The organism is Rhodopseudomonas palustris (assembly GCF_003591005.1).
GTDB lineage: Bacteria > Pseudomonadota > Alphaproteobacteria > Rhizobiales > Xanthobacteraceae > Rhodopseudomonas > Rhodopseudomonas palustris_K.
Genome location: NZ_QYYD01000011.1, coordinates 114,631 through 136,703, shown reverse-complemented (window position 1 = coordinate 136,703; position 22,073 = coordinate 114,631). Strand labels below are relative to the sequence as shown.

19 protein-coding genes are annotated in these 22,073 nt (G+C 65.1%); 7 read left to right on the top strand and 12 right to left on the bottom strand.

The window, feature by feature from the left end:
- Nucleotides 1–9: 9 nt before the first annotated feature.
- Together D4Q52_RS12595 and D4Q52_RS12590 are read right to left on the bottom strand one after the other, a co-directional pair.
- Nucleotides 10–1,605 carry an MDR family MFS transporter gene (locus D4Q52_RS12595; protein ID WP_119856908.1) on the bottom strand — a complete coding sequence of 532 codons (1,596 nt, stop codon included), beginning with the start codon at nucleotides 1,603–1,605 and terminating at the stop codon, nucleotides 10–12.
- A 196-nt stretch (nucleotides 1,606–1,801) separates the two neighbouring features.
- Nucleotides 1,802–2,188, bottom strand: a complete 387-nt coding sequence (locus D4Q52_RS12590) for a hypothetical protein (protein ID WP_234831172.1) — start codon at nucleotides 2,186–2,188, stop codon at nucleotides 1,802–1,804.
- Nucleotides 2,189–2,410: 222 nt separating this feature from the next.
- Between D4Q52_RS12590 and D4Q52_RS12585 the strand changes: the two genes are divergently transcribed.
- Nucleotides 2,411–3,484: a linear amide C-N hydrolase gene (locus D4Q52_RS12585; protein WP_119856906.1), complete on the top strand. Its 1,074-nt coding sequence runs from the start codon at nucleotides 2,411–2,413 to the stop codon at nucleotides 3,482–3,484.
- Nucleotides 3,485–3,513: 29 nt separating this feature from the next.
- Here D4Q52_RS12585 and D4Q52_RS27005 read toward each other — a convergent pair whose 3' ends face one another.
- On the bottom strand, nucleotides 3,514–3,624 hold the full coding sequence (locus D4Q52_RS27005; RefSeq protein ID WP_425328484.1) for a BrnA antitoxin family protein: 111 nt from the start codon (nucleotides 3,622–3,624) through the stop codon (nucleotides 3,514–3,516).
- Nucleotides 3,625–3,917: 293 nt separating this feature from the next.
- Here D4Q52_RS27005 and D4Q52_RS12575 point away from each other — a divergent pair, with 293 nt between their 5' ends.
- Nucleotides 3,918–5,093: a serine hydrolase domain-containing protein gene (locus D4Q52_RS12575; protein WP_119856905.1), complete on the top strand. Its 1,176-nt coding sequence runs from the start codon at nucleotides 3,918–3,920 to the stop codon at nucleotides 5,091–5,093.
- Between the two features lie 336 nt (nucleotides 5,094–5,429).
- A complete protein-coding gene (locus D4Q52_RS12570; RefSeq protein WP_234831171.1) occupies nucleotides 5,430–5,957 on the top strand; it encodes a hypothetical protein in 528 nt (175 codons plus the stop codon).
- Nucleotides 5,958–5,972: 15 nt separating this feature from the next.
- Here the strand turns inward: D4Q52_RS12570 and D4Q52_RS12565 are convergent, their stop codons facing one another.
- Nucleotides 5,973–7,310: a caspase family protein gene (locus D4Q52_RS12565; protein ID WP_119856903.1), complete on the bottom strand. Its 1,338-nt coding sequence runs from the start codon at nucleotides 7,308–7,310 to the stop codon at nucleotides 5,973–5,975.
- A gap of 473 nt (nucleotides 7,311–7,783) precedes the next feature.
- Between D4Q52_RS12565 and D4Q52_RS12560 the strand changes: the two genes are divergently transcribed.
- Genes D4Q52_RS12560 through D4Q52_RS12550 form a run of 3 tightly spaced genes read left to right on the top strand, consistent with a single transcriptional unit; the run spans nucleotide 7,784 to nucleotide 11,447 of the window.
- Nucleotides 7,784–10,099: a TonB-dependent siderophore receptor gene (locus D4Q52_RS12560; protein WP_119856902.1), complete on the top strand. Its 2,316-nt coding sequence runs from the start codon at nucleotides 7,784–7,786 to the stop codon at nucleotides 10,097–10,099.
- The gene (locus D4Q52_RS12555; protein ID WP_119856901.1) at nucleotides 10,096–11,244 is read left to right on the top strand and encodes a PepSY-associated TM helix domain-containing protein; all 1,149 of its coding nucleotides are present in this window, start codon (nucleotides 10,096–10,098) and stop codon (nucleotides 11,242–11,244) included. Before D4Q52_RS12560 ends, D4Q52_RS12555 begins: the two co-directional genes overlap by 4 nt.
- Nucleotides 11,241–11,447, top strand: a complete 207-nt coding sequence (locus D4Q52_RS12550; RefSeq protein WP_119856900.1) for a hypothetical protein — start codon at nucleotides 11,241–11,243, stop codon at nucleotides 11,445–11,447. The genes D4Q52_RS12555 and D4Q52_RS12550 overlap by 4 nt, the downstream gene beginning before the upstream one ends.
- A 182-nt stretch (nucleotides 11,448–11,629) precedes the next feature.
- Here the strand turns inward: D4Q52_RS12550 and D4Q52_RS12545 are convergent, their stop codons facing one another.
- The 3 genes from D4Q52_RS12545 to D4Q52_RS12535 all read right to left on the bottom strand — a co-directional run bounded on the left by D4Q52_RS12545 (nucleotide 11,630) and on the right by D4Q52_RS12535 (nucleotide 14,686).
- Entirely contained in the window at nucleotides 11,630–12,844 is a 1,215-nt protein-coding gene (locus D4Q52_RS12545) for an ABC transporter substrate-binding protein (RefSeq protein ID WP_119856899.1), read from the bottom strand.
- Between the two features lie 63 nt (nucleotides 12,845–12,907).
- A complete protein-coding gene (locus D4Q52_RS12540) occupies nucleotides 12,908–13,228 on the bottom strand; it encodes a 2Fe-2S iron-sulfur cluster-binding protein (RefSeq protein ID WP_119856898.1) in 321 nt (106 codons plus the stop codon).
- A 219-nt stretch (nucleotides 13,229–13,447) separates the two neighbouring features.
- The gene (locus D4Q52_RS12535) at nucleotides 13,448–14,686 is read right to left on the bottom strand and encodes a cytochrome P450 (protein ID WP_119856897.1); all 1,239 of its coding nucleotides are present in this window, start codon (nucleotides 14,684–14,686) and stop codon (nucleotides 13,448–13,450) included.
- 99 nt (nucleotides 14,687–14,785) lie between these two features.
- On the opposite strand from D4Q52_RS12535, the gene D4Q52_RS12530 reads away from it, so the two are divergent.
- Nucleotides 14,786–15,295: a MarR family winged helix-turn-helix transcriptional regulator gene (locus tag D4Q52_RS12530; protein WP_119856896.1), complete on the top strand. Its 510-nt coding sequence runs from the start codon at nucleotides 14,786–14,788 to the stop codon at nucleotides 15,293–15,295.
- A gap of 260 nt (nucleotides 15,296–15,555) precedes the next feature.
- On the opposite strand, the gene D4Q52_RS12525 is transcribed toward D4Q52_RS12530, so the two are convergent.
- From D4Q52_RS12525 to D4Q52_RS12505, 5 genes are all read right to left on the bottom strand, one after another.
- Nucleotides 15,556–16,824 (bottom strand): hypothetical protein, encoded by a 1,269-nt coding sequence (locus tag D4Q52_RS12525; RefSeq protein ID WP_119856895.1) that lies wholly within the window; start codon nucleotides 16,822–16,824, stop codon nucleotides 15,556–15,558.
- 65 nt (nucleotides 16,825–16,889) lie between these two features.
- Nucleotides 16,890–19,088: a S8 family peptidase gene (locus D4Q52_RS12520; protein WP_119856894.1), complete on the bottom strand. Its 2,199-nt coding sequence runs from the start codon at nucleotides 19,086–19,088 to the stop codon at nucleotides 16,890–16,892.
- A gap of 83 nt (nucleotides 19,089–19,171) precedes the next feature.
- On the bottom strand, nucleotides 19,172–20,350 hold the full coding sequence (locus D4Q52_RS12515; RefSeq protein WP_119856964.1) for a patatin-like phospholipase family protein: 1,179 nt from the start codon (nucleotides 20,348–20,350) through the stop codon (nucleotides 19,172–19,174).
- Between the two features lie 200 nt (nucleotides 20,351–20,550).
- Nucleotides 20,551–21,297: a sulfite exporter TauE/SafE family protein gene (locus D4Q52_RS12510; RefSeq protein ID WP_119856893.1), complete on the bottom strand. Its 747-nt coding sequence runs from the start codon at nucleotides 21,295–21,297 to the stop codon at nucleotides 20,551–20,553.
- Between the two features lie 45 nt (nucleotides 21,298–21,342).
- Complete coding sequence (locus D4Q52_RS12505; RefSeq protein WP_119856892.1) at nucleotides 21,343–21,855, bottom strand: YcgN family cysteine cluster protein; 513 nt, start codon at nucleotides 21,853–21,855, stop codon at nucleotides 21,343–21,345.
- Nucleotides 21,856–22,073 lie beyond the last annotated feature (218 nt).

Sequence of the window (22,073 nt, the reverse complement as noted above, 5' to 3'; positions counted from 1 at the left end):
CGCTGAACCCTATTCCGCCATCTCCAGCGGCGCCGGATCCGCCGGTTCGGGGCCGGCGAGCTTGCGTTCCTCCATAATAGCGATGCAGATCGCCGAGCCGGCGAGCATCACCGCAGCCGCAGCGAAAACCCAGCGGAATGCCGCGACCATGTCGGTCGCCGCCACCGCTCCGACCGCGTGGCGATGCTCGGTGCCGCCAAGTTGCAGTTCGCCTCCGAAAGCGATCATCAGCACCGCGGTGAACGCGGCGACGGAGAACGACGCCATCAGCGCCCGGAAGAAGTTCATCGCGCCGGTGGCGGTGCCGATCTGCGGCCGCGGCACCGCATTCTGGATCGACACCACGGTAACGGGGAACACGGTGCCGAGCCCGATCGAGAACACCGACAGCAGCGTCAGGAACACCCACAGCGGCAGTGGCGTCAGCGCCGCGATTGTCGCGGCCATTATCGCGGAGAACGCGGTGCCGCAGATCGCGATCCGCTTGTAGCGCTCGACCTTGACCATCGCCCTGCCGGTGAATGCAGCGCCCAGCACCGACACGGCGGCGATCGGGATCAGCGCCAAGCCGGACTGGCTCGCGGTGAGGTGATACACCGCCTCGTAGTACAGTGGCATGTGCACGGTGAGGCCGATCATCGCCCCCATCGCGAACCCGCCGGCCGCCATGGCCCATGGCACCACCCTGCCGCCCATCAATTGCAGCGGCAGGAAAGGCTCCGGCGATCGTAGCGCGTGCCAGACGAAGCTGGTCGCCAGCAGCACCGCACCGCCGGCGAGTGCCAGAATGGTTGGCGACAGCCACGCAAACCGGGTCCCGCCCCAGGTCAGCACCAGCATCAGGGCCAGCGCCGACGCCATCAGCAGCACGCCGCCGAGCCAGTCCACCTTGCGGCGGCGGTGATACACCGGGATTTTCGCCATCTTCGGCAGCAGCAGCACCAGCGCGCCGGCCGCCAGCGGCAGGTTGATCCAGAAGATCATCGACCAGTGCAGATGCTCGGCGAAGGCGCCGCCGAGGATGGGGCCACCGATCCCGGCCGACACCCAGACGGCCGAGAAGTAAGCCTGATACTGGCCGCGCTCGCGCGGCGTCACCACGTCGGAGATCACGGTCTGCACGATCGGCATGATGCCGCCGCCGCCGAGCCCCTGCAGTGCGCGGCCGAAAATCAGCACCAGCAGGCTCGGCGCCAACGCGCACATCACGGAACCCGCCACGAACAGGCTGAGCGACGCGATGATGGTAGCGCGGCGGCCATAGATGTCGGCGAGGCTGCCGAACACTGGCGCGACCGCGGTTGAGGACAACAGATAGGCTGTAATCACCCAGGACAGGTTCTCGACGTCGCCGAATTGCCGGCCGATTGTCGGCAGCGCCGTGGCCACGATGGTTTGATCGAGCGCGGCAAGGAACATGGCGAGCAGCAGGCTGAGCAGGATGGCGCGAACCTCGCCCTGCGTCAGCGGGCTCGCCGGCGCCAAAGGCGGCGCCTCGCCGAAATCGATCACCTCGGTGGGGATGTGGGAGAGTTCCGCCGCCGTCTCGTCGGACATCAGATGCCGGCCGACCGGCTCACGGCTTTGGGGCTCAGGCATGCTCATGCGGGCGCAGAATCTCGTCGGTGAAGTTCGGGAATATCGCTGCGTCAGTCACTAGCCCAAGCGACCGGCCAGGGGCAGCCACCGCGGTGCATAGGTGTCTCGCGCAGGTCGCGGGCGCATCCTGCGCACGGATTTGCCGCGTTCCGCAATGCGGAAGCACCATATCACCAATCACCGCGGCCCCGATCGGAGGCGCTTACTTGTCCTTCGCGAACGGAATGTATCTCTGATATTCTTTCGGCACCGTGCTGCGATAGCGCTCGGGGACGGTGCGCGTGTCGATCGCGTGCTCAATTTCCTGGCGGCGGGTCATCGGTTTCGCAGCCTTGCTCGGTTCAGGCCTAGCAGATGCTCCTGACGCCGGCGGCGCCGCCTTGGTCGAGTCGTCGTGCTTGGAGATGCGGTCGTGCTTTGCCCCGACCTGCGCAGCGGCGCCGGCCGAGCCTACGATTACAATTGCCGCCGCGAGTGCCGCCAATCGCCCTGCACGCGCAACCATCGAGCTTCCTCCGGTCTGGATCAGATCACATTGGTAGAAGCTTAGCGCAAGATTTGCCGCTCGGCTCGTGACGAATTCTGACACTCACGTAACAGTCTGCCCGGGGCTGCGACAGCAATTGAGCAACGAAGCGCTACCTTGGTGCCTCCGGCCGTGTCCGCATTGACGGATCTTTAGCTAAACGCCCCGCACCGGGATTGATTTGTTGCGCGATCGTGCGACGCTGCGGCGCGAAAGTGGACCGGGCCGCCGCTGACCCGGCGCCCGCGAAAACATCGACAGGCTCGACAGCTGGGAGCTACAGTCATGATGTCAGTCCGAAGCCGTTTCGCCTCCGCCTCTGTGGCCGCGCTGTTGATCGGCAACGCCGTGATTTCACCGGCGCAGGCTTGTACCCGCCTCGTCTATCTCGGCGCCGGCAATCAGGTGATTACCGCGCGCTCGATGGATTGGGCGCGCGCCATCGGCACCAATCTGTGGATCTTCCCGCGTGGCGCCAAGCGCAACGGCGAAGTCGGGCCGCACTCGCTGCAGTGGACATCGCGGTACGGCAGCGTCATCGCGTCTGCCTACGATCTCGCGACGTCCGACGGCGTCAACGAGGCCGGGCTGGTCGCCAACGTGCTGTGGCTGGCCGAATCCAGCTATCCGCAATTCGACGGCAGCAAGCCAGGATTGGCGATGTCGCTGTGGGCGCAATACGTGCTCGACAGCTATGCGACCGTCAAGGAAGCCGTCGATGAGCTGACCCGGGAGCCTTTCACCGTCGTCACTGCCAATCTACCGGACGAGGACCGTCCTGCCACCGTGCATCTGTCGCTTTCCGACCCGAGCGGCGACAGCGCCATCATCGAATACATCGACGGCAAGCAGGTGATCCATCACAGCCGCAGCTACCAGGTGATGACCAACTCGCCGATCTTCGAACAGCAGCTCGCGCTCAACGCCTACTGGCAGCAGATCGGCGGCACCGTGATGTTGCCGGGCACCAACCGCGCCGCCGATCGCTTCGCCCGCGCATCGTTTTATGTCGATGCCATTCCGAAATCGGAAAATCCGACCGAGGCGCTCGCCAGCGTATTCGGCGTGATCCGCAATGCCTCGGTTCCCTACGGCATCACGACGCCCGATCAGCCCAACATTTCCTCGACACGCTGGCGCAGCGTGATCGACCACAAGCGCAAGCTGTATTTCTTCGAATCCGCGCTGACACCGAACGTTTTCTGGGTCGATTTGACCAAGATCGATTTCTCGGACAAGGGCGCGGTGAAGAAGCTTGATCTCGGCCCCGGCCAGAGCAACACTTTCGCCGGCGAGGTCCACGATCAGTTCAAGCCGAGCCCGCCGTTCAAGTTTCTGGGGCTTCCAACCAAGGAATAGCGCCGCGCAGTCAGCCAAAGTGCGGCGGCTTACTTGATCCTGTTGATCCGCCGCAGGTCGGCGTCGATGCGGGATTGCCAGCCGTCGCCGTCGGCCTTGTATTTGTCGATCACCGCGCGCGACAGCCGCAGCGACACCAGTTTCTTGGTCGGCGCCTTGTTCGGCCCCCCGCCCGCGCCGGATCGACGCGGCGAGATCGGGGAAGACTTTGGCGAAAGGCTGTGCCTTGGCGAAATCCTCGGCGGTCCACTCCGGGCTGTCGCCGACCTCGTCTTAATCCTCTTTCGTGTAGCCCCGCCCGGGCTGGAACGTCTTCTGAGTTTTTCTAGTCATCAAGCAGCCTCCTTTCGCGTCGGTTGGCATCTGTGCTGCTGAGCATGGACCAACCGCCGCCGGCCGCCTACATCACCCCGGCACCTTTCCGGAGATCCCTATGCCTGCCGAGACCTCCCTTCCGCCGGATGCCGCGTCCGGCGCAACGCTCGCCAATTGGCGCGTCCCGCCGTTCAGCCGCTGGGCGTTCCAGCATGTCGACGAGCTGATCGCCACGGCCCGGATCGCCAAAGCGCCGGACGACGTCTGGCGCCTGCCCGACGCGCCGCGCAGCTTCGATGACTTCAGTGTCCGCGCCCAGGGCGGCGAGACGCTCGACTTCGCCGGCTTCCTCGACGCCACCGCGACCGACGCGCTGGTGATCATCCAGGACGGCGCCATCGTCTGCGAAACCTACGCAAACGGCATGACCGCGCAGACGCCGCACATCATCATGTCGGCGTCGAAATCGATCACCGGACTGATCGCCGGCATTCTGGCCGACCGCAGCACGCTCGATCTTGAAGCCGAGGTGACGACCGTGCTGCCCGAGATTGCCGGAACAGCCTACGCGGGCGCGACGTTGCGGCAGATGCTGGACATGCGCACCGGCATCGTGCTCGACATCGAAGCCACCCGAGACTACGCGGCTGCCGCCGGCTGGGACGCCCTGGCGCCGGATCAGCCAGCATCGGATCTGAAAAGCTTTTACCAGAACCTCGCGATCAAACCGCAGCCGCATGGCGGCTCGTTCCGCTACGCCTCGGCCAACACCGATCTGCTCGGCTGGGCGATCGAGCGTGCCAGCGGACACCGCTTTGCCGAGTTGGTATCTGAGCTACTTTGGCGACCGCTCGGCGCCGAGCAGCCGGCGTCGATCACGCTGGATCGCGGCGGCCTCGCCCGCACCACCGGCGGCTTCAGCATGACCGCGCGCGACTTTGCCCGCCTCGGCCAATTACTTCAGGGCGGCGGGGCGCGCGACGGACGTCCAGTCGTGCCGCCCGCATGGGTCGACGACCTATGGCGCAATGGCGACCGTGCCGCGTGGAAGACCGGCGAGTGGCAAAAGCTGTTTCCCTATCGCCGCATGAGCTATCGCGGCGGCTGGTACGTCGTGGACGACGAGCCGGCCATGATGTTCGCGATGGGCATCCACGGTCAGAACCTGTTCGTCGATCCCACGCATCGCCTGGTGATCGCGAAGCTCTCGTCGCAGGGCACGCCGGTCGACACCGCCGCATGGGCGGTGACTCATCGCGCGTTGCCGGAAATCCGCCGCTGTCTCGGCGGCTGACGATGTGACGCCATGAGCTGACGGGTGACATAAAAAGGCCCGGTCGCCGATCGGCGCCCGGGCCAAGTCAAGGGAGGAAACGCCCCAAGGAAGGGGACCGCGACGCACCGCGCCGCGGCTGTGCTTGTTGTCTCACAATCGCTGCGTGCAGACTATTTGGGGACGTCCCGAGCCGTAGTTTTACGGAGGTACCCGGCTCGGGAGTTACGCCGTCGCACATCCGGTTGGGCTGTGATGTCGTTCACACAACACTCCACGACCTTGACGGCCGGAGCCGGTCCGGCAACTCTCAGCAATTACCGATGCTGCGCAGCTCAAGCTTGGAAGCTGATCCTCATGCCTAACGCCGTCCGATCAGTTGCGGCCCGATCCCTCGCCCGCACCTTCATGCTCGGGCTGCTCATCGCCGCTGTGGCGCCGCATCTCGCCAGCGCGCAATCGGGCAGCGCCGGCGGCAGCCTTGGCGACGGCGAGAAGTCGCTGTCCGGCTCCCGCGGGCCGCGCAGCGTCGAAGCGCCGGCGCCTGCCCGCCCCCGTCAAAAAGCACGCGAGAAGCCGCGGGCCGCGCGGTCGGGCGGTGGTGCCGTTGGTGGTGGCAGCGCTGCCAACTTCGACGGCGCCTGGGCGGTGGTCAGCGTCGGCCGGCCGTGCGGCGGCGCCTCCGAGGCGATCGTGATCTCCGGCGGCCGGTTTGCCGGGCAATACACCTCCGGCACGGTGGCGCCGAGCGGCCAGACCAGCGGCGCCGGCTCCGCCAACGGCATCAGTTGGACCTCGTCCGGCCGGTTCGCCGCCCGCAGCGGCTCCGGCAGCTTCCGCCGCTCCGACGGCTGCGTCGGCACCTGGACTGCATCCAAGCAATAGCTGAGCTTCAGATCATCAGCGGCCAGAGCCGTCGGCGCAGACCGCGCCGACGATGCGGCAGGCTTTGCCGGATTTGCCGCAAGCGCTGAGCGCGGCCTCGCGCGCGCTGTCGACCTTGTCGCGATCGACCAGCGACCAGGCCTGCGGCGACACCGCGAAGGCGCCGCAGCGTCCGCCATAGAAGCTCAGCTCCATCGCGCACTTTGCTCCGCCGCATTTGGCGCGGGCATCGGCCACCGCCGCTTTGCGCGAAGCGTGATTCCAGGCGATGCCCCACTTCTCTTTGTCGGGGTCGTAGACGATCGAGCCCCACGGCTTCAGCTCCACCACTTCGCGCAGCCGCGCCAGCAGGGCCTCGGTCGGCTCGCCGGTCTGCGGCAGCGAAGCGCGCTGCTCGAATTTGCTGATCGCCTGCTTGAGGCCGCTGCTGCTGTTCGGCACATCCGGATCGAAATTCAGCTCATACAGCCGCTCGCGGAGTTCGCGGAGCGCCGCAGGCTCGGTCAGCGGCATCCTCTCCGGATCGAGCCACGGCGCCGGGTTGAGCCGCGCCTCCTGAACCGGCGACGCAGCCGCGGCCGACGGCGGCGCCGGCGCCACGAAGTAGAACGTGCCGTCGATCGGCGACGACGCCACCCAGGGCTGCTGTGCGCCCGCGGTCGCGCGCATCACCGCGAGCCCGACCTGATTGAAGGTCTGAAACAGATCGAGCCCGGCGCGCCGCACCGTCGCGGCCAGCGCGCGCGTATACGGGCTATGGCCGTCGCCGCCGTCGAGCGCGACGCTGCCGGGCTGCGTCGCATAGGAAATCAGCGTGCCGTCCGGCGCCCTCATCTGCGCGAGGCCACCTTCGGCGGCTCGTAGCCCGCGCGCGCCAAATGGGTTGTTGCGGCAGGCGTCGAGGATCACGATTTTCAGCCGCGTCCCCGCCCCCTGCATCTGCCGCAGCACGACGTTGACGTCGACCATCTCGAAATCGACATCGGCCTCGCGCACCGGATTGGCGTTGACCGGCACCAGATAGTTCGAGCCGCTGACCTGCACGCCGTGGCCGGCGTAGTAGAACAATGCGACGTCGGCGCCCTCGATCTGCCGGCCGAAGCGCTGGATCGCGGCGTCGAGTCCCGCCTTATCGAGGTCGAGCTGAGCCCCTCCCCCGACCAGCGTGAAGCCGACCCTGGCGAGCGTTTCGGCCATCAGCGCCGCATCATTCTTCGGATTGTCGAGCCGCGACACGTTCTGATAGCCGGAATTGCCGATCACCAGGGCGACGCGCTTTTCGGCACACGCCGGCGAATGCCAGAGCACAGCCAGCGCCAGCAATAGAGCCGCCACGATGCCAACCCGCGCCATGTCCCATCCGCTCAGCCAGACCACCACGGCGACAAGACTAGCCGTTTTGCACAGCACGGGAAAAGTGGGATGAAGAGGGATAACGAAACGGCAGCGAGCTTTGGCCCCCCAAGCTTGCTGCGTCAGCATTTGGCGCTCTTCTCAACTCGTCATGCCCGGCCTTGTGCCGGGCATCCACGCCTTGCTGACGCCAACGCGGAAAAGGCGTGGATGGCCGGGACAAGCCCGGCCATGACGAACTCAAGGGCGATCAACAAACATCTCCTTTGAACGATTCAAGATCCCGACGCGATCCCGCTAAGTACGCGACCCGGCGCGTCGGGCGCAGGCAAATCAATGCGATACATGGCCGCGCCGACCGACCCGATCGCGGCGTTCGATCAATTCCAAATTCAGTTCGCGCATAAGCTTTGCCGCCGCGTTGATGCACGCGGAGATGTGCGATTAGTAGCCCCGATAACTGGGGACGAGGAATGACATCCATCGATGCCGGCGCGAATGCTGGCCGCGCAGCCGTGCTCAATGCACTGTTTCTGACCACCGCGTTGATCGCGCCGAGCACCGGGCTTTCGTCGCCTGCGTCGGCGCAAACCACCAAACCGGCCGCGACCGAATTGCCCGCAGTCGAGATCACCGCGCCGCAAGCGAGCCGCCGCCAGGCCCAGGCCCCGCGCGCCAGCAACCGTCCTGCCACAGGGCCTTCGCGACGTTCCGCGCAGCGCACCGCGCGAGCGCCGCAGCCGGCGCAGCCTTCCCAGCGCGCCGTTTTCGAACGCGGCACCGACCCCGTCCCTGGCTTTGTGCCCAGCGTCAGCGCCAGCGGCACCAAGACCGACACCAAGCTGATTGAGACGCCGCAATCGATCTCGGTGGTCAGCCGCGACAATCTCGATGCGCGCGGCGTCGACACCATCGCCCAGGCGCTGCAATACAGCGCCGGCGTCGCGGTGCAGACCGGCGGCGCCGATCCGCGCTACGATCAGGCGCGCATCCGCGGCTTCGAAACCAACGGCTTCTCCAATTATCGCGACGGCTTGCGCGACATCGGCAACGGCTCGGCGTATTTCTCGGTGTTTCGCAACGAGCCCTACGGCGTGCAGCGTGTCGACATCGTCAAGGGGCCGAGCTCGGTGATGTATGGCCAGAGCCCGCCCGGCGGCCTGATCGACCTGATCAGCAAGCGGCCGACCGAGCAGGCATTCGGCGAAGTGGTCGGGCTGGTCGGCAGCGCCGACCGGCTGCAGGGCGCGTTCGACGTCGGCGGCCCGCTCGACAAGGACAAGTCGCTGTTCTATCGGCTCACCGGCGTGCTGCGCGACTCCGACGCGCAGATCGCCAAATTCTCCGACAAGGTCAAGGACGATCGCGCCTATATCGCGCCGGCGATCACCTGGCGGCCGACCAACGACACCACGCTGACGATCCTCAGCGACTATCAGCACGATGTCACCGGCAACGCGTTTCCGCTGTCGGTCGCCACCGTGCGCGGCGGCAAGGTCGTCAAGATGAGCGCGCTGCCGCTGTTTCTCGGCGATCCGTCGTACAACACCTTCGATCAGACGCAATACCGGATCGGCTATCAGTTCGAGCACCGCTTCAGCGACGATCTGATCGTGCGCTCGCGGGCGCGCTACGGCCACGTCGACCTGGAATATCGCTATCTCACCTTCGCCGGCACGCCGCTCGACACCCAGACAATGTATCCGCGCGTGTCGCGTCGCGTGTTCGAGACCAGCGACAGCTTCAACACCGACAACCACCTCATCGCCAAGACCTGGACCGGCGATCTGCAGCACACCGTGCTGGCCGGCATGGACTATCAGGCGTTCGAGCTCTCCAACAAGCAATACAACGGCGCCGCGCCGTCGCTCAGCCGGATCAATCCGGTCTACGGCCAGGCGGTGGCGATGCCGACGACGCTGGCGCAGAGCTTCAACCAGACCTTGAACCAAGCCGGCCTGTATCTGCAGGACCAGATCAAATGGCAGAACTGGCTGCTGACGCTCGGCGGCCGTTTCGACCAGGCGCAGCAGGACACGCTCAATCGCATCACCGGCCAGCCGCAGATCAGCAACGACACCTCGTTCACCAAGCGCGCCGGCCTCACTTATCTGTTCGACAGCGGCGTCGCGCCCTATGTAAGTTACTCCGAATCGTTCATGCCGACCGCCGGCACGCAGTTCACCGGCGAGGCGTTCCGGCCGACCACCGGCAAGCAAGTCGAAGGCGGTCTGAAGTTCCAGCCGAACCGCGACCTGCTGTTCACCGCCGCGGCGTTCGACCTCACCCAGAACAACGTGCTCACCGCCGATCCCAACAACCTGAACTACAGCATCCAGACCGGCCAGGTGAATTCGCGCGGATTCGAATTCGAGGTGCTGGCCAAACCGGTCGCGGGTCTCAACGTCGTCGCCAGCTATACGGTGCTCGACATGAAGATCACCGAGAGCAACAACGGCGACGTCGGCAAGGTGCCGTTGCAGCAGCCGCGCAACATGGCTTCGGCCTTCGCCGACTACACGTTGCAAAGCGGTCCGCTGGCCGGCTGGGGCCTCGGCGCCGGCGTCCGCTATGTCGGCGAGTCCTACATGGACGCGGCCAACACGCTGACCAACGACGCCTACACGGTGTTCGACGCCGGGCTGCATTATCGCCAGCCCAAGGGCATGAACTTCGCCCTCAACGTCAAGAACATCGCCAACAAGGACAATCTGCTCTGCACCGTCACCGGCGGCTGCCAATACATCACCCCGCGGGTGATCACCGCGACCGCGAGCTATCGCTGGTGACGGGCACGCGCAGCCTTCGGATCTGGAGCAAGGTCCACACCTGGACCTCGCTGATCAGCATGCTGTTCCTGCTGATGCTGTGCATCACCGGCCTGCCGCTGATCTTTCATGAAGAGATCGAGGAACTGAGTGAGCAGCGCTTCGCCGCCCCGCAACTCCCGAGCGGCAAGCCGGCCGCGCCGGTGGACGATGTCGTCCGCGCGGCGCAGCAAGCCCGCCCCGGCGATCATGTGCTGTTCGTCACCTGGCGCGACGAGCAGCCGTCGGTCGTCGTGGTGTCGATGTCGCCGACCCCGAAGCCGGTGCGTGGTCAATTCTATCGCCTGGTGATAGACGGCCGCACCAAGGCCGTGCTCGGCGAGGAGCAGCCGCAACGCGGCGTCATGGATATCATCCTGCTGCTGCACAAGAACATGCTGCTGGAGCTGCCTGGCGAATTGTTCCTCGGCGCAATGGGCCTGCTGCTGGTGGTGTCGATCGTGTCCGGCGTCGTGGTCTATGCGCCGTTCATGCGCCGGCTCGAATTCGGCACCGTGCGCCAGCGCTCGCGGCGGCTGAAATGGCTCGACCTGCATAATCTGTTCGGCATCGTCACCACGGTCTGGCTGATCGTCGTCGGCGGCACCGGCGCGATCAACACGCTGGCGATGCCGATGTACGACTACTGGCGCAGCCAGGAATTGCCGCCGCTGCTGGCGCCGTATCGCGGAGCACCGGTGGCGCAGCCCTCCTCGCTCGATCAAGCCATCGCCCGCGTCCGCGCCGCGCTGCCGGACGGCCGCCTGACTTCGATCACCATGCCGACGGCGGAGAATTTTGGCAGTCCGCGGCATCTCGTGGTGTGGATGAAAGGCAGCTCGGCGCTGACCGCGCTGCTCAACACGCCGACGCTGGTCTATGTCGACCAGAGCGTGCCGGTGCTGGTGCCGCAGATGCCGTGGTATCTGAAACTCCTGCAGATGTCGCGGCCGCTGCATTTCGGCGATTATGGCGGCCTGCCATTGAAAATCGTGTGGGCCCTGCTCGATCTCGTCTGCATCATCGTGCTAATCACCGGCCTGTACCTGTGGATCGCCAAACGGCGCTTCGGCGGCCCCGCCCGCGCCCGCGCCGCAGCTGAGCCGACCGGGACGAGGCCCGCATGACCAACCCCCGCAGAGCCTCGTCCACCACCGCGCAAATCTTCGCCGCCCCGCTCGCCATCGGCATCATCAGCGCCCTCGGCCTAACCACCGCCCTGCTCGGCGACGGCGTTTGGGATTGGATCTCCTGGGCCGCGTTGAGCCTGCCGGTCGCCGTGGCGGTGGTGTATTGGCGAATCGGCGCCAGACGAGCCGAGCCGCGCTAGCAGGCACGAAGGCAACTCCATCGTCATTGCGAGCCAACGGGTCCGGCCTTCGGCCGGCCCGATGACAGGCTCCGCGAAGCAATCCAGAGCCACATGCGCGGCGTGGATTGCTTCGTCGCTTCGCTCCTCGCAATGACGGCGGTGCGGAATATCGGCTGCCCCGAAATCAGGCCAAAGCCCGCCTACTTCACCAGCTCACACCCGCCCTCGGCCAGCGGCCGGAATGCCTTGTCGGCCTGAATCGTGGAAACCAGCCGATAGTAATCGTACGGATATTTCGACTCCTCCGGCTTCTTCACCTCGAACAGATACATCGGGTGCACCACGCGGCCGTCCTGGCGGATGGTGACGTCGCCGAACAGCTTGTCCTTGCCGTTGAACGTCTTCATCTGCGGCACCACCTGCTTGGCATCATCGCTGCCGGTGGCGGCGACCGCGTTGAGATAGGCCAGCGTCGATGCATAGACGCCGGCCTGGTTACCGCTCGGCATCTTGCCGTTCATGCCGGGGCGCTGCGCGAAGCGCTTGGCGAAGGCGCGGGTGTCATCGTTCATGTCCCAATAGAACGCCTCCATCAGCTGCAGGCCCTGCGCGACCTTGATGCCCATGCCGTGAATGTCGTTGATGAACAGCAGGAACGCGACCAGCTTCTGGCCGCCTTGCTGGATGCCGAATTCAGCCGCCTGCTTGACGGTGTTGATGGTGTCGCCGCCGGCATTGGCGAGGCCGATCACGCCTGCCTTCGAGGTCTGCGCCTGCAGCAGGAACGAGGCAAAGTCCGAAGTGCCGAGCGGATGCTTGCTCGAGCCGATCACCTTGCCGCCATGCGCCTCGATGTATTTGCTGGCTTCCGCCTCGATGCCCTTGCCGAGCGCGTAGTCCACCGTGATGAAGTACCAGTCCTTGCCGCCGCGCTCGACCATCGCCGCCGCGGTGGTGTTGCCGGTCGCCCAGGTGTCGTTGACCCACTGGATGGTGTTGGGCGAGCAGGCCTTGCCGGTGAGGTCCGAGCTCGCGGTCGAGGAGGCCAGGAACGTCATCTTGGTGCCGCGCAGCAGCGAGTTGATCGACAGCCCGACCGACGAGTTCGGCACGTCGACGATGGCGTCGACGCCCTCGTTCTCCAGCCAGCGCCGCGCGATGGCGTTGCCGACATCGGCCTTGTTCTGATGGTCGGCATAGACGATCTCGACTTTGATGTCCTTGCCGCCGCCGGCGAAGTCCTCGGCGGCCATGCGCGCGGCCTCGACCGAGCCCATGCCGTTGGTGTCCTGGAAGATGCCGGAAATATCGTTGAGCACGCCGACGCGCACGACATTGCCGGAGATCTCGGCGCTGGCGGTGCTGCTCAGCAGGCAAGCGGTCGCAAGGCCCAGCAGGCCCTTGGTGATGGTCATGACTCTCTCCCTGAAGTGATTGTTCGTTGGTGACGCCGCCGGTCGTTGCCGGCGACGTTTAGTTCAGAACTGACGGTCCGGAATCCGCACCACCAGCCCGTCGAGATCGTCGTTGAGCTTGATCTGGCACGACAGCCTGCTGGTCGGCAGCCGCTCCGCGGCCGTGCCGTCGAGCAGATCGTCTTCGTTGCCGTCGACCGGCGGCAGCTTGCTCAGGCCCTCCTCGACATAGACGTGGCAGGTGGCGCACACGGCGTTGCCGCCGCATTCTGCGACGATGCCGTCCAGCCCCTGGCTCAGCGCCGCGTACATCACGCTGTCACCGACTGCGGCCTCGGCGACTTCGCTGCGGCCATCCGGCAAAATGAAAGTAATCGTCGGCATCGCTTCTCCTCGGAGCCTCACTCAAACCTAAGGGCGATTTCTCGGCCCCATTTCACTCGGTTAATCGCTCACAAATTCTGTCATGGCCGGGCTTGTCCCGGCCATCCACGCCTTTTTTTGGATCTCCGGCAGCAAGGCGTGGATGCCCGGCACAAGGCCGGGCATGACGCGGGGAAATGAAAGTGCCTGCTATCAAAGGGCGCATCGTCGGCCAGGCTCTTAGGCCGGTGTCAGTTGCAACGGCAGGCTTTCCAGCCCGCGCAGCGTGTTGTTGAAGCGGCGCTTGACCGGCCCGGCGATCTCGATCGTCTTGACCTTGCGGGCCATCGCCGCGAGCACCACCTCGCCTTCCAGCCGCGCGACGAGCTGGCCGACGCACATATGGATGCCCGAGCCGAAGCCGACATGGCCGGACGTCTTGCGGGTGATGTCATAGCGGTCCGGCTGGTCCCAGCGTCGCGGGTCGCGATTGGCGGAGCCGAGGAACATCAGCACCTTCTCGCCCTCGCCGATCATGCCGCCGCCGATCTCGACGTCGCGCGTCGTGGTGCGGAAGAAGGTCTGCACCGGGCTTTCGAACCGCACCGCCTCCTCGAAGGCGTTGCGCGCCAGCGCCGGATCGGCGCGCAGCCGCGCAAGCTCCTCCGGAAACCGCGCCAGGCAATACATCGCCGCGCCGATGCCGTTCACCGTGGTATCGAGCCCGGCCGACAGCAGCGAGCGCACCAGCAGCGGCGCTTCGTCCGGGGTGATCTCGCCGCTGTCGGTGAATGCGTGGATGCAGGCGCCGAACCCGCCCGGCGCGAGGCTCGGCCGCTGGCATTGCTCGTTGACATAGGCCTGATGCGGCGCCGAGCGCTCGATCGCGGACTGGCGTAGCTCGTTCGGCGGGCCGAATGCATTGAACACCAGTCCGGCGTAAGGCAGCAGGTTCTCGCGGCCCTCCTGCTTCAGCCCCATCGCGTCGGGAAACACCGACAGCGGATAGGCCTCGGCCAGATCGGCGATCGCATCGATGCTGCCGCCGCGCGCCAGCAGCTCGTCGATCTTCGCGTCCGCTGCCGCCGCGAAACTATCACGCAGCCGCTTCATCGTCGCCGGCGACAGCACCTTGCTGAGCACCGCGCGGGTGCGGGTATGCGCCGGCGGATCGGCCTCGAGGATCAGGCTCGGCGGCCGCCAGGGCTTCTCCTTCTTGAAGTCGCTGAGCCCGACGCCGCGGCTCGAGCAGAACGTCTGCGGATCGTTGAGCACCGCATAGACTTCGGCGTAGCGTGCGACGCCATAGACCTTCCATTTGTCGAGATAGACCACCGGGCCGGCGTCCCGCATCGCTTGCTGGTCCGGATAGGGATCGGTGAAGAACTCCATCGAGAACGGATCGATCGAAAGATGCGGAATCGGCGCCGGCACGCCGGTCGGCGCCGTGGCCGGCGACGCAGCTTGGGTTGCAGTCATCTCGTCCTCCCTTTCATCAACGCACTTGCATTCGGCACTTGTGAACCGTGCGCGCGTGTCCTTATGTCTGCTCACCTGCCGCCAGCTTTCGAAAGCGCCATGTCCGGTTCGCCTCCTAGAAAATCACGACGCAATCCCGCCGCGACACTGGCGGCGAGCGCGCCGACACTCGACCTCGAACGCTACGTGCCGGCTTTCATCACCTTCATCGCCAACAAGCTGTCCAACAGCGCCACGGCGTTCTATCAGCGCGAATTCGGGGTCAACGTCACCGAGTGGCGCATCATGTCGCTGCTGGCGATCGAGCCGGGCATCGCGGCGTCGCGGATCTGCCAGGTGATCGGCTTCAACAAGGGCCCGGTCAGCCGCACGCTGGCTGACATGCAGCAGCGCGGACTGATTGTGATCCGCACCGACCCGAACGACGGCCGCAGCCATTCCATCTCGCTGAGCCCCAAGGGCCGCGCTACCCATGACAAGGTGATCGTCGCCGCGCTCGATCGCGAGCGGCGGCTGATGTCGTGCCTCGATGCGGCTGAGCAGGAAGTGCTGATCGATCTGCTGCGCAGGCTGCACAACAATCTCGGTGCCGTCACCGGCGACGCGTGACACGTCTGGCCGCGCGCGTTCAGCCCGCGCGCATAATCGGTGCGCCGCCAAGTCGTTGCCGTTGGGCACAACGCGACATTTGCCGGCCGAATTGCCGAACATGCTTCCTCCCGAACACGGCGACTTGGTCGCTCTTGTTCAGAACAGTTCTCATAGATCAGTTGCCTTGGCAACAAATATGTTGGCGCGGGACGTGACGCCGGCTGCAGTCCGCGAACATGGCGGCCTGCTCGAACAGAGCCACAGACCCCATGGCGCACTCAGTTCTCGACCGGCTCCAGCAGATCGAGGAGATGCGGCTGGCCGGGCTGTACGATCTGCACCTTGGCCTTGAAGTCGGGATGCGCGTCGAACAGCGCCGCAAGGCTGAGATCCTCGGCCGGCCATTCCGCGCCAACGTTGCGCGGCTGTTTCCTGAGCCATTCTGCGGCGCGCTCCGCATCGATGTCGGCGATCTCGTAGGTCAGATGGATGGCATAGTCGTCGTCCGTGCCACGAGCGCCAAGCAGCATCTGCAACGTCGCACGTTCCGGATTGCCATGCTTGCCGTCCCCGGAGAAAACATAGTGCCGGGCGGTGATCCGCTGGAAGAAATCCGAATCGACATTGCGGTCGCTGCCATGGTGCTGCATCTTGAGGATATCGACTTCGAGAACTTCAGGAAGACCGGACGCCTGCTCTCCGGGCTTGCCGAGCCGGCTGGCCATTTCCAATCCCTCCAGGATTTTGTCGCCGCTTGCATCCCCCGTCAGCAGCATGCTGCCGCCGTTGAACTCCACCAGCAACACGATGCTCGACAGGTTGGGCACCGAAGTGTCGCTGTAGGCTGCCAGGACAGCCTCGGCCGTGATCGGCCGTCCCAGTCTGATCTGTTCCTTGATCCATTTGTCATGCTGCTTCTGCAGTGCCAGCAATTCCTCGCGCATCGGGCCGATCACCGTCACCATCAGGCCGTCCACCTCGACCGGCTCGGCGCCCGCTGCGGCCATGATCAGGTCGCCACCCGAGATGTCGTTCGGACTCCAATCCAGCGCCTTGCTGAGCTTGCGTAGATTGCGTCCCTGCGGGACGCTGGCGAGAAGGTGCAACAGTTCCGCCTCGTCCGGGCTCTGCGGCTGCAACGCTGAGAACTCCGTCCCATCAATGCCGGCCAAAATCGGAGCGCTGGGACCGCTCGGCACCTGATTGGTGTTCAGCAGGTCATCGAAACTGTTGTGCCAGAGGCTGGTGACACTCACCCGTAGATCCGGGTTGTTGTCCTGCTGCTCTTCCGCCAGTTCGATGATGCCGTGAATGTGGTCATCGTCGATGTGACTGACCAGCACCACGTCGATCGGAAGGCCGGCGCCATCGTCCAGCGTGTCTCGACGACTGGTCCAGAGCTGGGTGAGCCGGTCCTTCAAAGCGTTCTGGTAGACACCGGCCGGACCGCCGTCGATCAGCATCAGGCGGGGCCGATCGCTGCTCCCATAATGCAGCAGCAGGCAGTCACCCTTTCCCGCAGGCAAGACTTCCAGACTGAAGATCATCCGCGCTCTCCATCACCAAGCCATCTCGCAGGGCGGCGTCGCCCGGTCCGGCAACCGCGGTGCGATCAGATCGACTGCAGCGCGCGCAGCACGTCGAGCATGCCGTGCCCCTGGAAACTTCGCTCGCGTCCGAGATCGGTGGCGCTGTCGCACAGGATTTGTTTGACGCGCCGCGGCTGGCCGACCAATTCGTCGTAGCGCGCCAGCAGCATCGCGGCCGCCCCGCTGACATGCGGCGCCGCCATGCTGGTGCCGGACTCCGGCGCCCACTGTTTGTCCTTCACGGTCGACTGCACGCGTTCGCCCGGTGCCACCAGATCGGGCTTCAGCCGGCCGTCGCCGGTCGGGCCGCGGCTGGAGAAGAAACTAACGCCGTAGGTGTGCGGCCAGTTGCCATGCGTCGAGCCGACGGTGATGACGCTTTCGCTGTTGCCGGGATCGGTAATACTGAAGGCGGCGTAGTTCTCGACCGGCCCCTGCGCCGTCTCGTATTTCTGAAAGCCGCGATTGCCGGCGGCGGCGACGACGACCACTCCGCTTTCGACCAGCCGTTCGCACTCGTTGCACACCGGCGTGCGGCCGCAAGCGAAATTGCGGACGTCGTGCGGGATCGACAGGCTCAGATTGACGCCGTGGATGTTGATGAAATTGTGCCGCTCATTGACGTAGCGGATGTATTGGAGCGCGGAAATCACCGCAAATTCCGTGTTGTCGTCGGATTTGCTCAGCACGCGGAAGTCGTACAGCCGGATGTCCGGGCACATCCCGTCGTAGCTGATGATCTTCGTTTTCGGCCTCGTCGTCGTGGCGGCCGCCGCAACGCCCTGCGCTTGCGAGTCGGCCGCTTCCTTCAGTTTATCTTCCCGGAGCTTGGCGTTTCGAAACGCATTGCCGTTCGCGCCGATAATCCCGGCGACGTGGGTGCCGTGCGGATTGGCCGGCTCGGGGATGTTCTTCAAGGTGATCAGCTTCTCGACTTTGGCCCAGTTGATCGGCCGCTTGTCGCGGAAGTCGCGGGCGATCTCGTCGAGATAGCCGGCAACCTTTTCGTCGGTCAGTCCGACCGCGTTGGCAATGGCTGCAACATCGGCCGGGGCGAGATCGCGGGCGCGGCTGCTGATGATCTCGCGGATGCGGGTAAAATCGAACGTTTTGATGATCCGCGAGTCCGGCGTTCTGGCATCGGCGGCGGCGTCCAGACCGGGGTCGTCGACGTCGAACGCCGGATGGGTGCGGTCGATCCCGGAATCGATCACCGCCCACACGATCTTGTTGCACTTGACCTTGAACAGGGACGCCGCCGCGTCGCCCTTCACCGACGGTACCGAGCGATCGAGCGCGGTCGTCGCCTTGCGGTTGAGCGAAACCTGAAAGATGAAGCCTTCCTGCTCGCCGTCGCGATATGCATCCGCGTCGTCTTGATTGCGCAGCTTCGCGAACAACCTGTCATGGTTGCTCTGAACAATCCCGTATAGTTCGATCATTCCGGCGATGATTTCGTCGACATGGGGCATGTACAACGCAACGGTCTGGTCTGCAGTCAGCGGCGGCGGCAACGGCGGCAAGGCAGGCTGCCGACCTGCTTTGGCCGGTGCGGTCGCTGGAGCGGAGGGCCGTTGGAGCCGACCGATCCAGAAGATCAGGCCCGCCAGGGCAACGTAGCGTTCCAAGGATGAGTAGTCGTTGTAGCTCTGCTGGTCCGTCCTTACGAACGTCGAGCTCGGCGACAGCAGCAGCTCGCGTAGTTGCGGCACCCGCGGCTGCAACTGTTCGATGCGGTCCCTGACCTGCGGCAGCCGCCACCATTGCGTCAACGGCACCAGGATGCAAAGCACTTCGTCGAAATACAGTTCAGCCGCCACCAGTCCTTGCAGATAGGCGACCTTGGCGCTCGGAAGCTCTTCTGTCCTGGTATCTGTGCTGGGATCGTATTCGAACGTTTTCTCTCGCGGTATCGGCCTGGGCAGCCCCAAGGTGTTACGCGTCGCGTCCCAGATATCGCGGCCGTCGGGAATCAGATTGGCGACGTCCGCAGCCGTTGCGGCACGATGCGGAGTGATCAGTACGTCCTGCGTATTGCCGGGATCGAGCGCATAGGCGGCCCAGACATCGCCGAGCAGAGGCGAGTCCTGCAGCACGCGGCGGTCGTCGGCGGGGCCCAACAGGATCGTCTCGAGCAGATCCTTCGGCAGTGGAAACTGCGTCGGTCGCCCGTCCTGGGAATACGGCCATGATTTCTTGCCGGACACGCCGTCGTCGACCATGCGCGCTCCTTCCGGCAGCCTGTACGCTGCCTTGTACGCAGCCTTGTACGCTGCCTATGGTACAATCCTGCACTCGGCTCCGCTCACACCTTGGCGTGCGGATAGGGGAAATCCAGCGGTCTCGTCAGCGTCGGATCGACCCAGCGGCGCAGTGCAGCATCGCACACGGCGTAACCCCAATTGATCAACCGATCCTGGGTCACATCGTCGAGGGCTGCGAGCCGGGTCGCAATCTCGGCGAGCTTCATGGTGCGGTCGTGTGGGCAGTCGAGCGCGTCCGGACCGATCCCATAGTCGGCGATATCGGTGCGGATGCCCCAATAGGTGCCGCTTCGGATCTTCGCCTCGAACGAATCGATCACCTGCCGCTTGCGTAGCGCGCGGACCTGATTGTCGACTAGGTTGAGCACGCGATACGCATGCCGCGCCCAGTCCGTCTTCGGCGCTTCCTCCGGCGCCATCTGACCGCCGGCGTCGCTGACTAGAATTGTAGTGTAGCGCTTCCACGCCGTCTCCAGCCCGAGATTATCGTAGACGCCGCCATCGGTAAGCACAGCCCGGCTGGTATAAGGCGGGCGCTGCAGGTCGTCGCCGGTGTTCGGCACGAAGTCCGCCGGATCAAGCGACAGCTGGAACGGCGACAGCATCGGCGGGAACGCCGACGAGGCCGCCACCGCCTTGGCCAGTTCGACCCTGGGCTGCCTCACTTCGCCAACCCGATAGTCGCGCATATACGGCTTGGAAAAACGCCACAGCGCGCCGGACTGCACGCTGGTCGCGTTGATCACGAAACGCGGCGAATCCGGCAAGTTCTGCAGTGTTGCGCCGTCGAACAATCCGCGGTCATAAGCCTTGGCGATCTCGTCGCCGACTGACGTGCCGGGGAGTACCCCCCGCAGAATCGCACCGACGTCGATCGTGGTACTTGCGAAGGCACGCAGCGGCGCTACGACCTTCGGCACGAACTCTGTCGAAGTCGAACCGGCCGCGAAGCTCAGGTCGCGCCATTTCAAGCCCAGCAGACCGGCGGTGATCGATCCGCCCGAGACGCTGGAGATCCGTTTCAGCTTCCGCAGATAGCCGGTCTCGTACAACCGCCACAGCGCGCCGATGTGAAACACCATGGCGCGGTAGCCGCCGCCGGATAGGCAGAGGGCGATCCCCTCCTCCGGCTGCGATGGGACGCGAGTGTCGCCGCGATCAGACCGCGGATCGACCGGCGATGCCGCAGCAGACGAAATCGTGATTGTTGAATCGGTCATGTCCATTGCCCCTTTGCAATCGGCTGGACGACCTGGCGTGCACGCAAGACTAACGAATGAATAGTATCAATGCTGCTTCATAGCATGCAGCGCGGAAATTCGGCAAGTAACATCTGAAGCGCGAGCGGTTTGCATCGCGCCGCTGAGCGGAAGCGCGGTATCAGCGCGATCGGCACCGACCGCGCAAGCGGCCAATTGGGTTATGATAATTGCCGCCAGAACAGCCCGATCGTCAGCGCGACGCCGAGGATGACGACGCCGATGCGCAGCGCCTTCTCGTTGATGCGACGCAGCACCCAGACGCCGGCCAGATAGCCGACCGTGGATGACACAGCGAGCACGCCGGCCTCCACCCATTGCACCTCCGGTGACAGCGCGAACATCGCAACCGCGGACGCATTCATCGCCGCAGCGAGCGCGTTCTTGGTGGCCCCGGCGTTGCGCGCGTGCATGCCGGCGACCGACAGGGCCGCCATCATCAGAAAGCCGATGCCGCCGCCGAAGTAACCGCCATAGATCGCGATCACGAACTGAATGGCGCCGAGCATCCCGACATTGATCTTGGCCGGCTCCGCTCGTGCGGTGCGGACGAAGCTGCCCCATGCGAACACCCCGGTGGCGAACAGCACCAGCCACGGAATCATCTTGGCAAAGATCGTGGGCGGCGTGATCAGCAGCAGCAATGCGCCGACGGCGCCGCCGACGAGGCTGATGACGATCAGCCAGCGAAACGACAGCCGCCCGACGCCGAGCACCATCGAGCGACCCGCGAACCCTGAAGCCATTTGTCCGGGAAACAGCGCGACCGTCGAAGTGATGTTGGCCGCCAGCGGCGACAGCCCGGTCAGCAGCAGCGCCGGCAGTGTGACGAACGAGCCGCCGCCCGCGAGCGTGTTCTGCATCCCGGCCCACAACCCGGCTACAGCAAGAATGATCAAGGCAGTCATTATGGTCCTTCCAGCCGCCGGAGGGCGCCGGCGCGGGCGCCGCCGTTACGTCGGCCGCTTCTTCAGCTTCGCCCGTTTCGGCAGCAAGGCCGGCCAGGACACGATGTGATCTTCGAGTTGCTCGACCGAAATCTCGGTCTCGCTCGCCTCGACGCGGCCGCGCACCGAGACGCCGGCGTCGTGCACGGTGTTCGGATCACCCGAGATCAGCGGATGCCACCAGTACAGGTCGCGCCCCTCGGCTACCAGCTTGTAGCCGCAGCTCGGCGGCAGCCAGGTCAACTCGCGCACGGTCTGCGGCGTCAGCCGCACGCAGTCCGGCACCCGCTCCGACCGGTTCGCGTAGTCGTGACACGCGCACGCCTGCCCATCGAGCAACCGGCAGCCGACATGGGTAAAGTAGATCCGCCCGGTCTCCTCGTCTTCGAGTTTCTCCAGGCAGCAGCGCGCGCAGCCGTCGCACAGGCTCTCCCATTCGGCCGCGGACATCTCTTCCAAGGTTTTGGTTTTCCAGAAGAAACCGTCCTGGTCGGAGATCTTCTTGCGGGCTGCGGTCATGCCGGTCGGGGTGCTTCCGTGCTGTCAAAAAATGGTTCTAGGGGGAGTAACGCCGACGGCGCAAGCGGTTAGCCCGGGTGGCTGGTCTGAAAGCTGTGGCCGGGCCGCCGCTTTGCTGAAAAATCCCTGCGCGACCATTGGTTTATGGCCGGCTCTCGGCTACAAGAACGAGGATTCTCCAGAACGGCTTCAAGCGCCTTCGGTTTGCCGCAACCCTG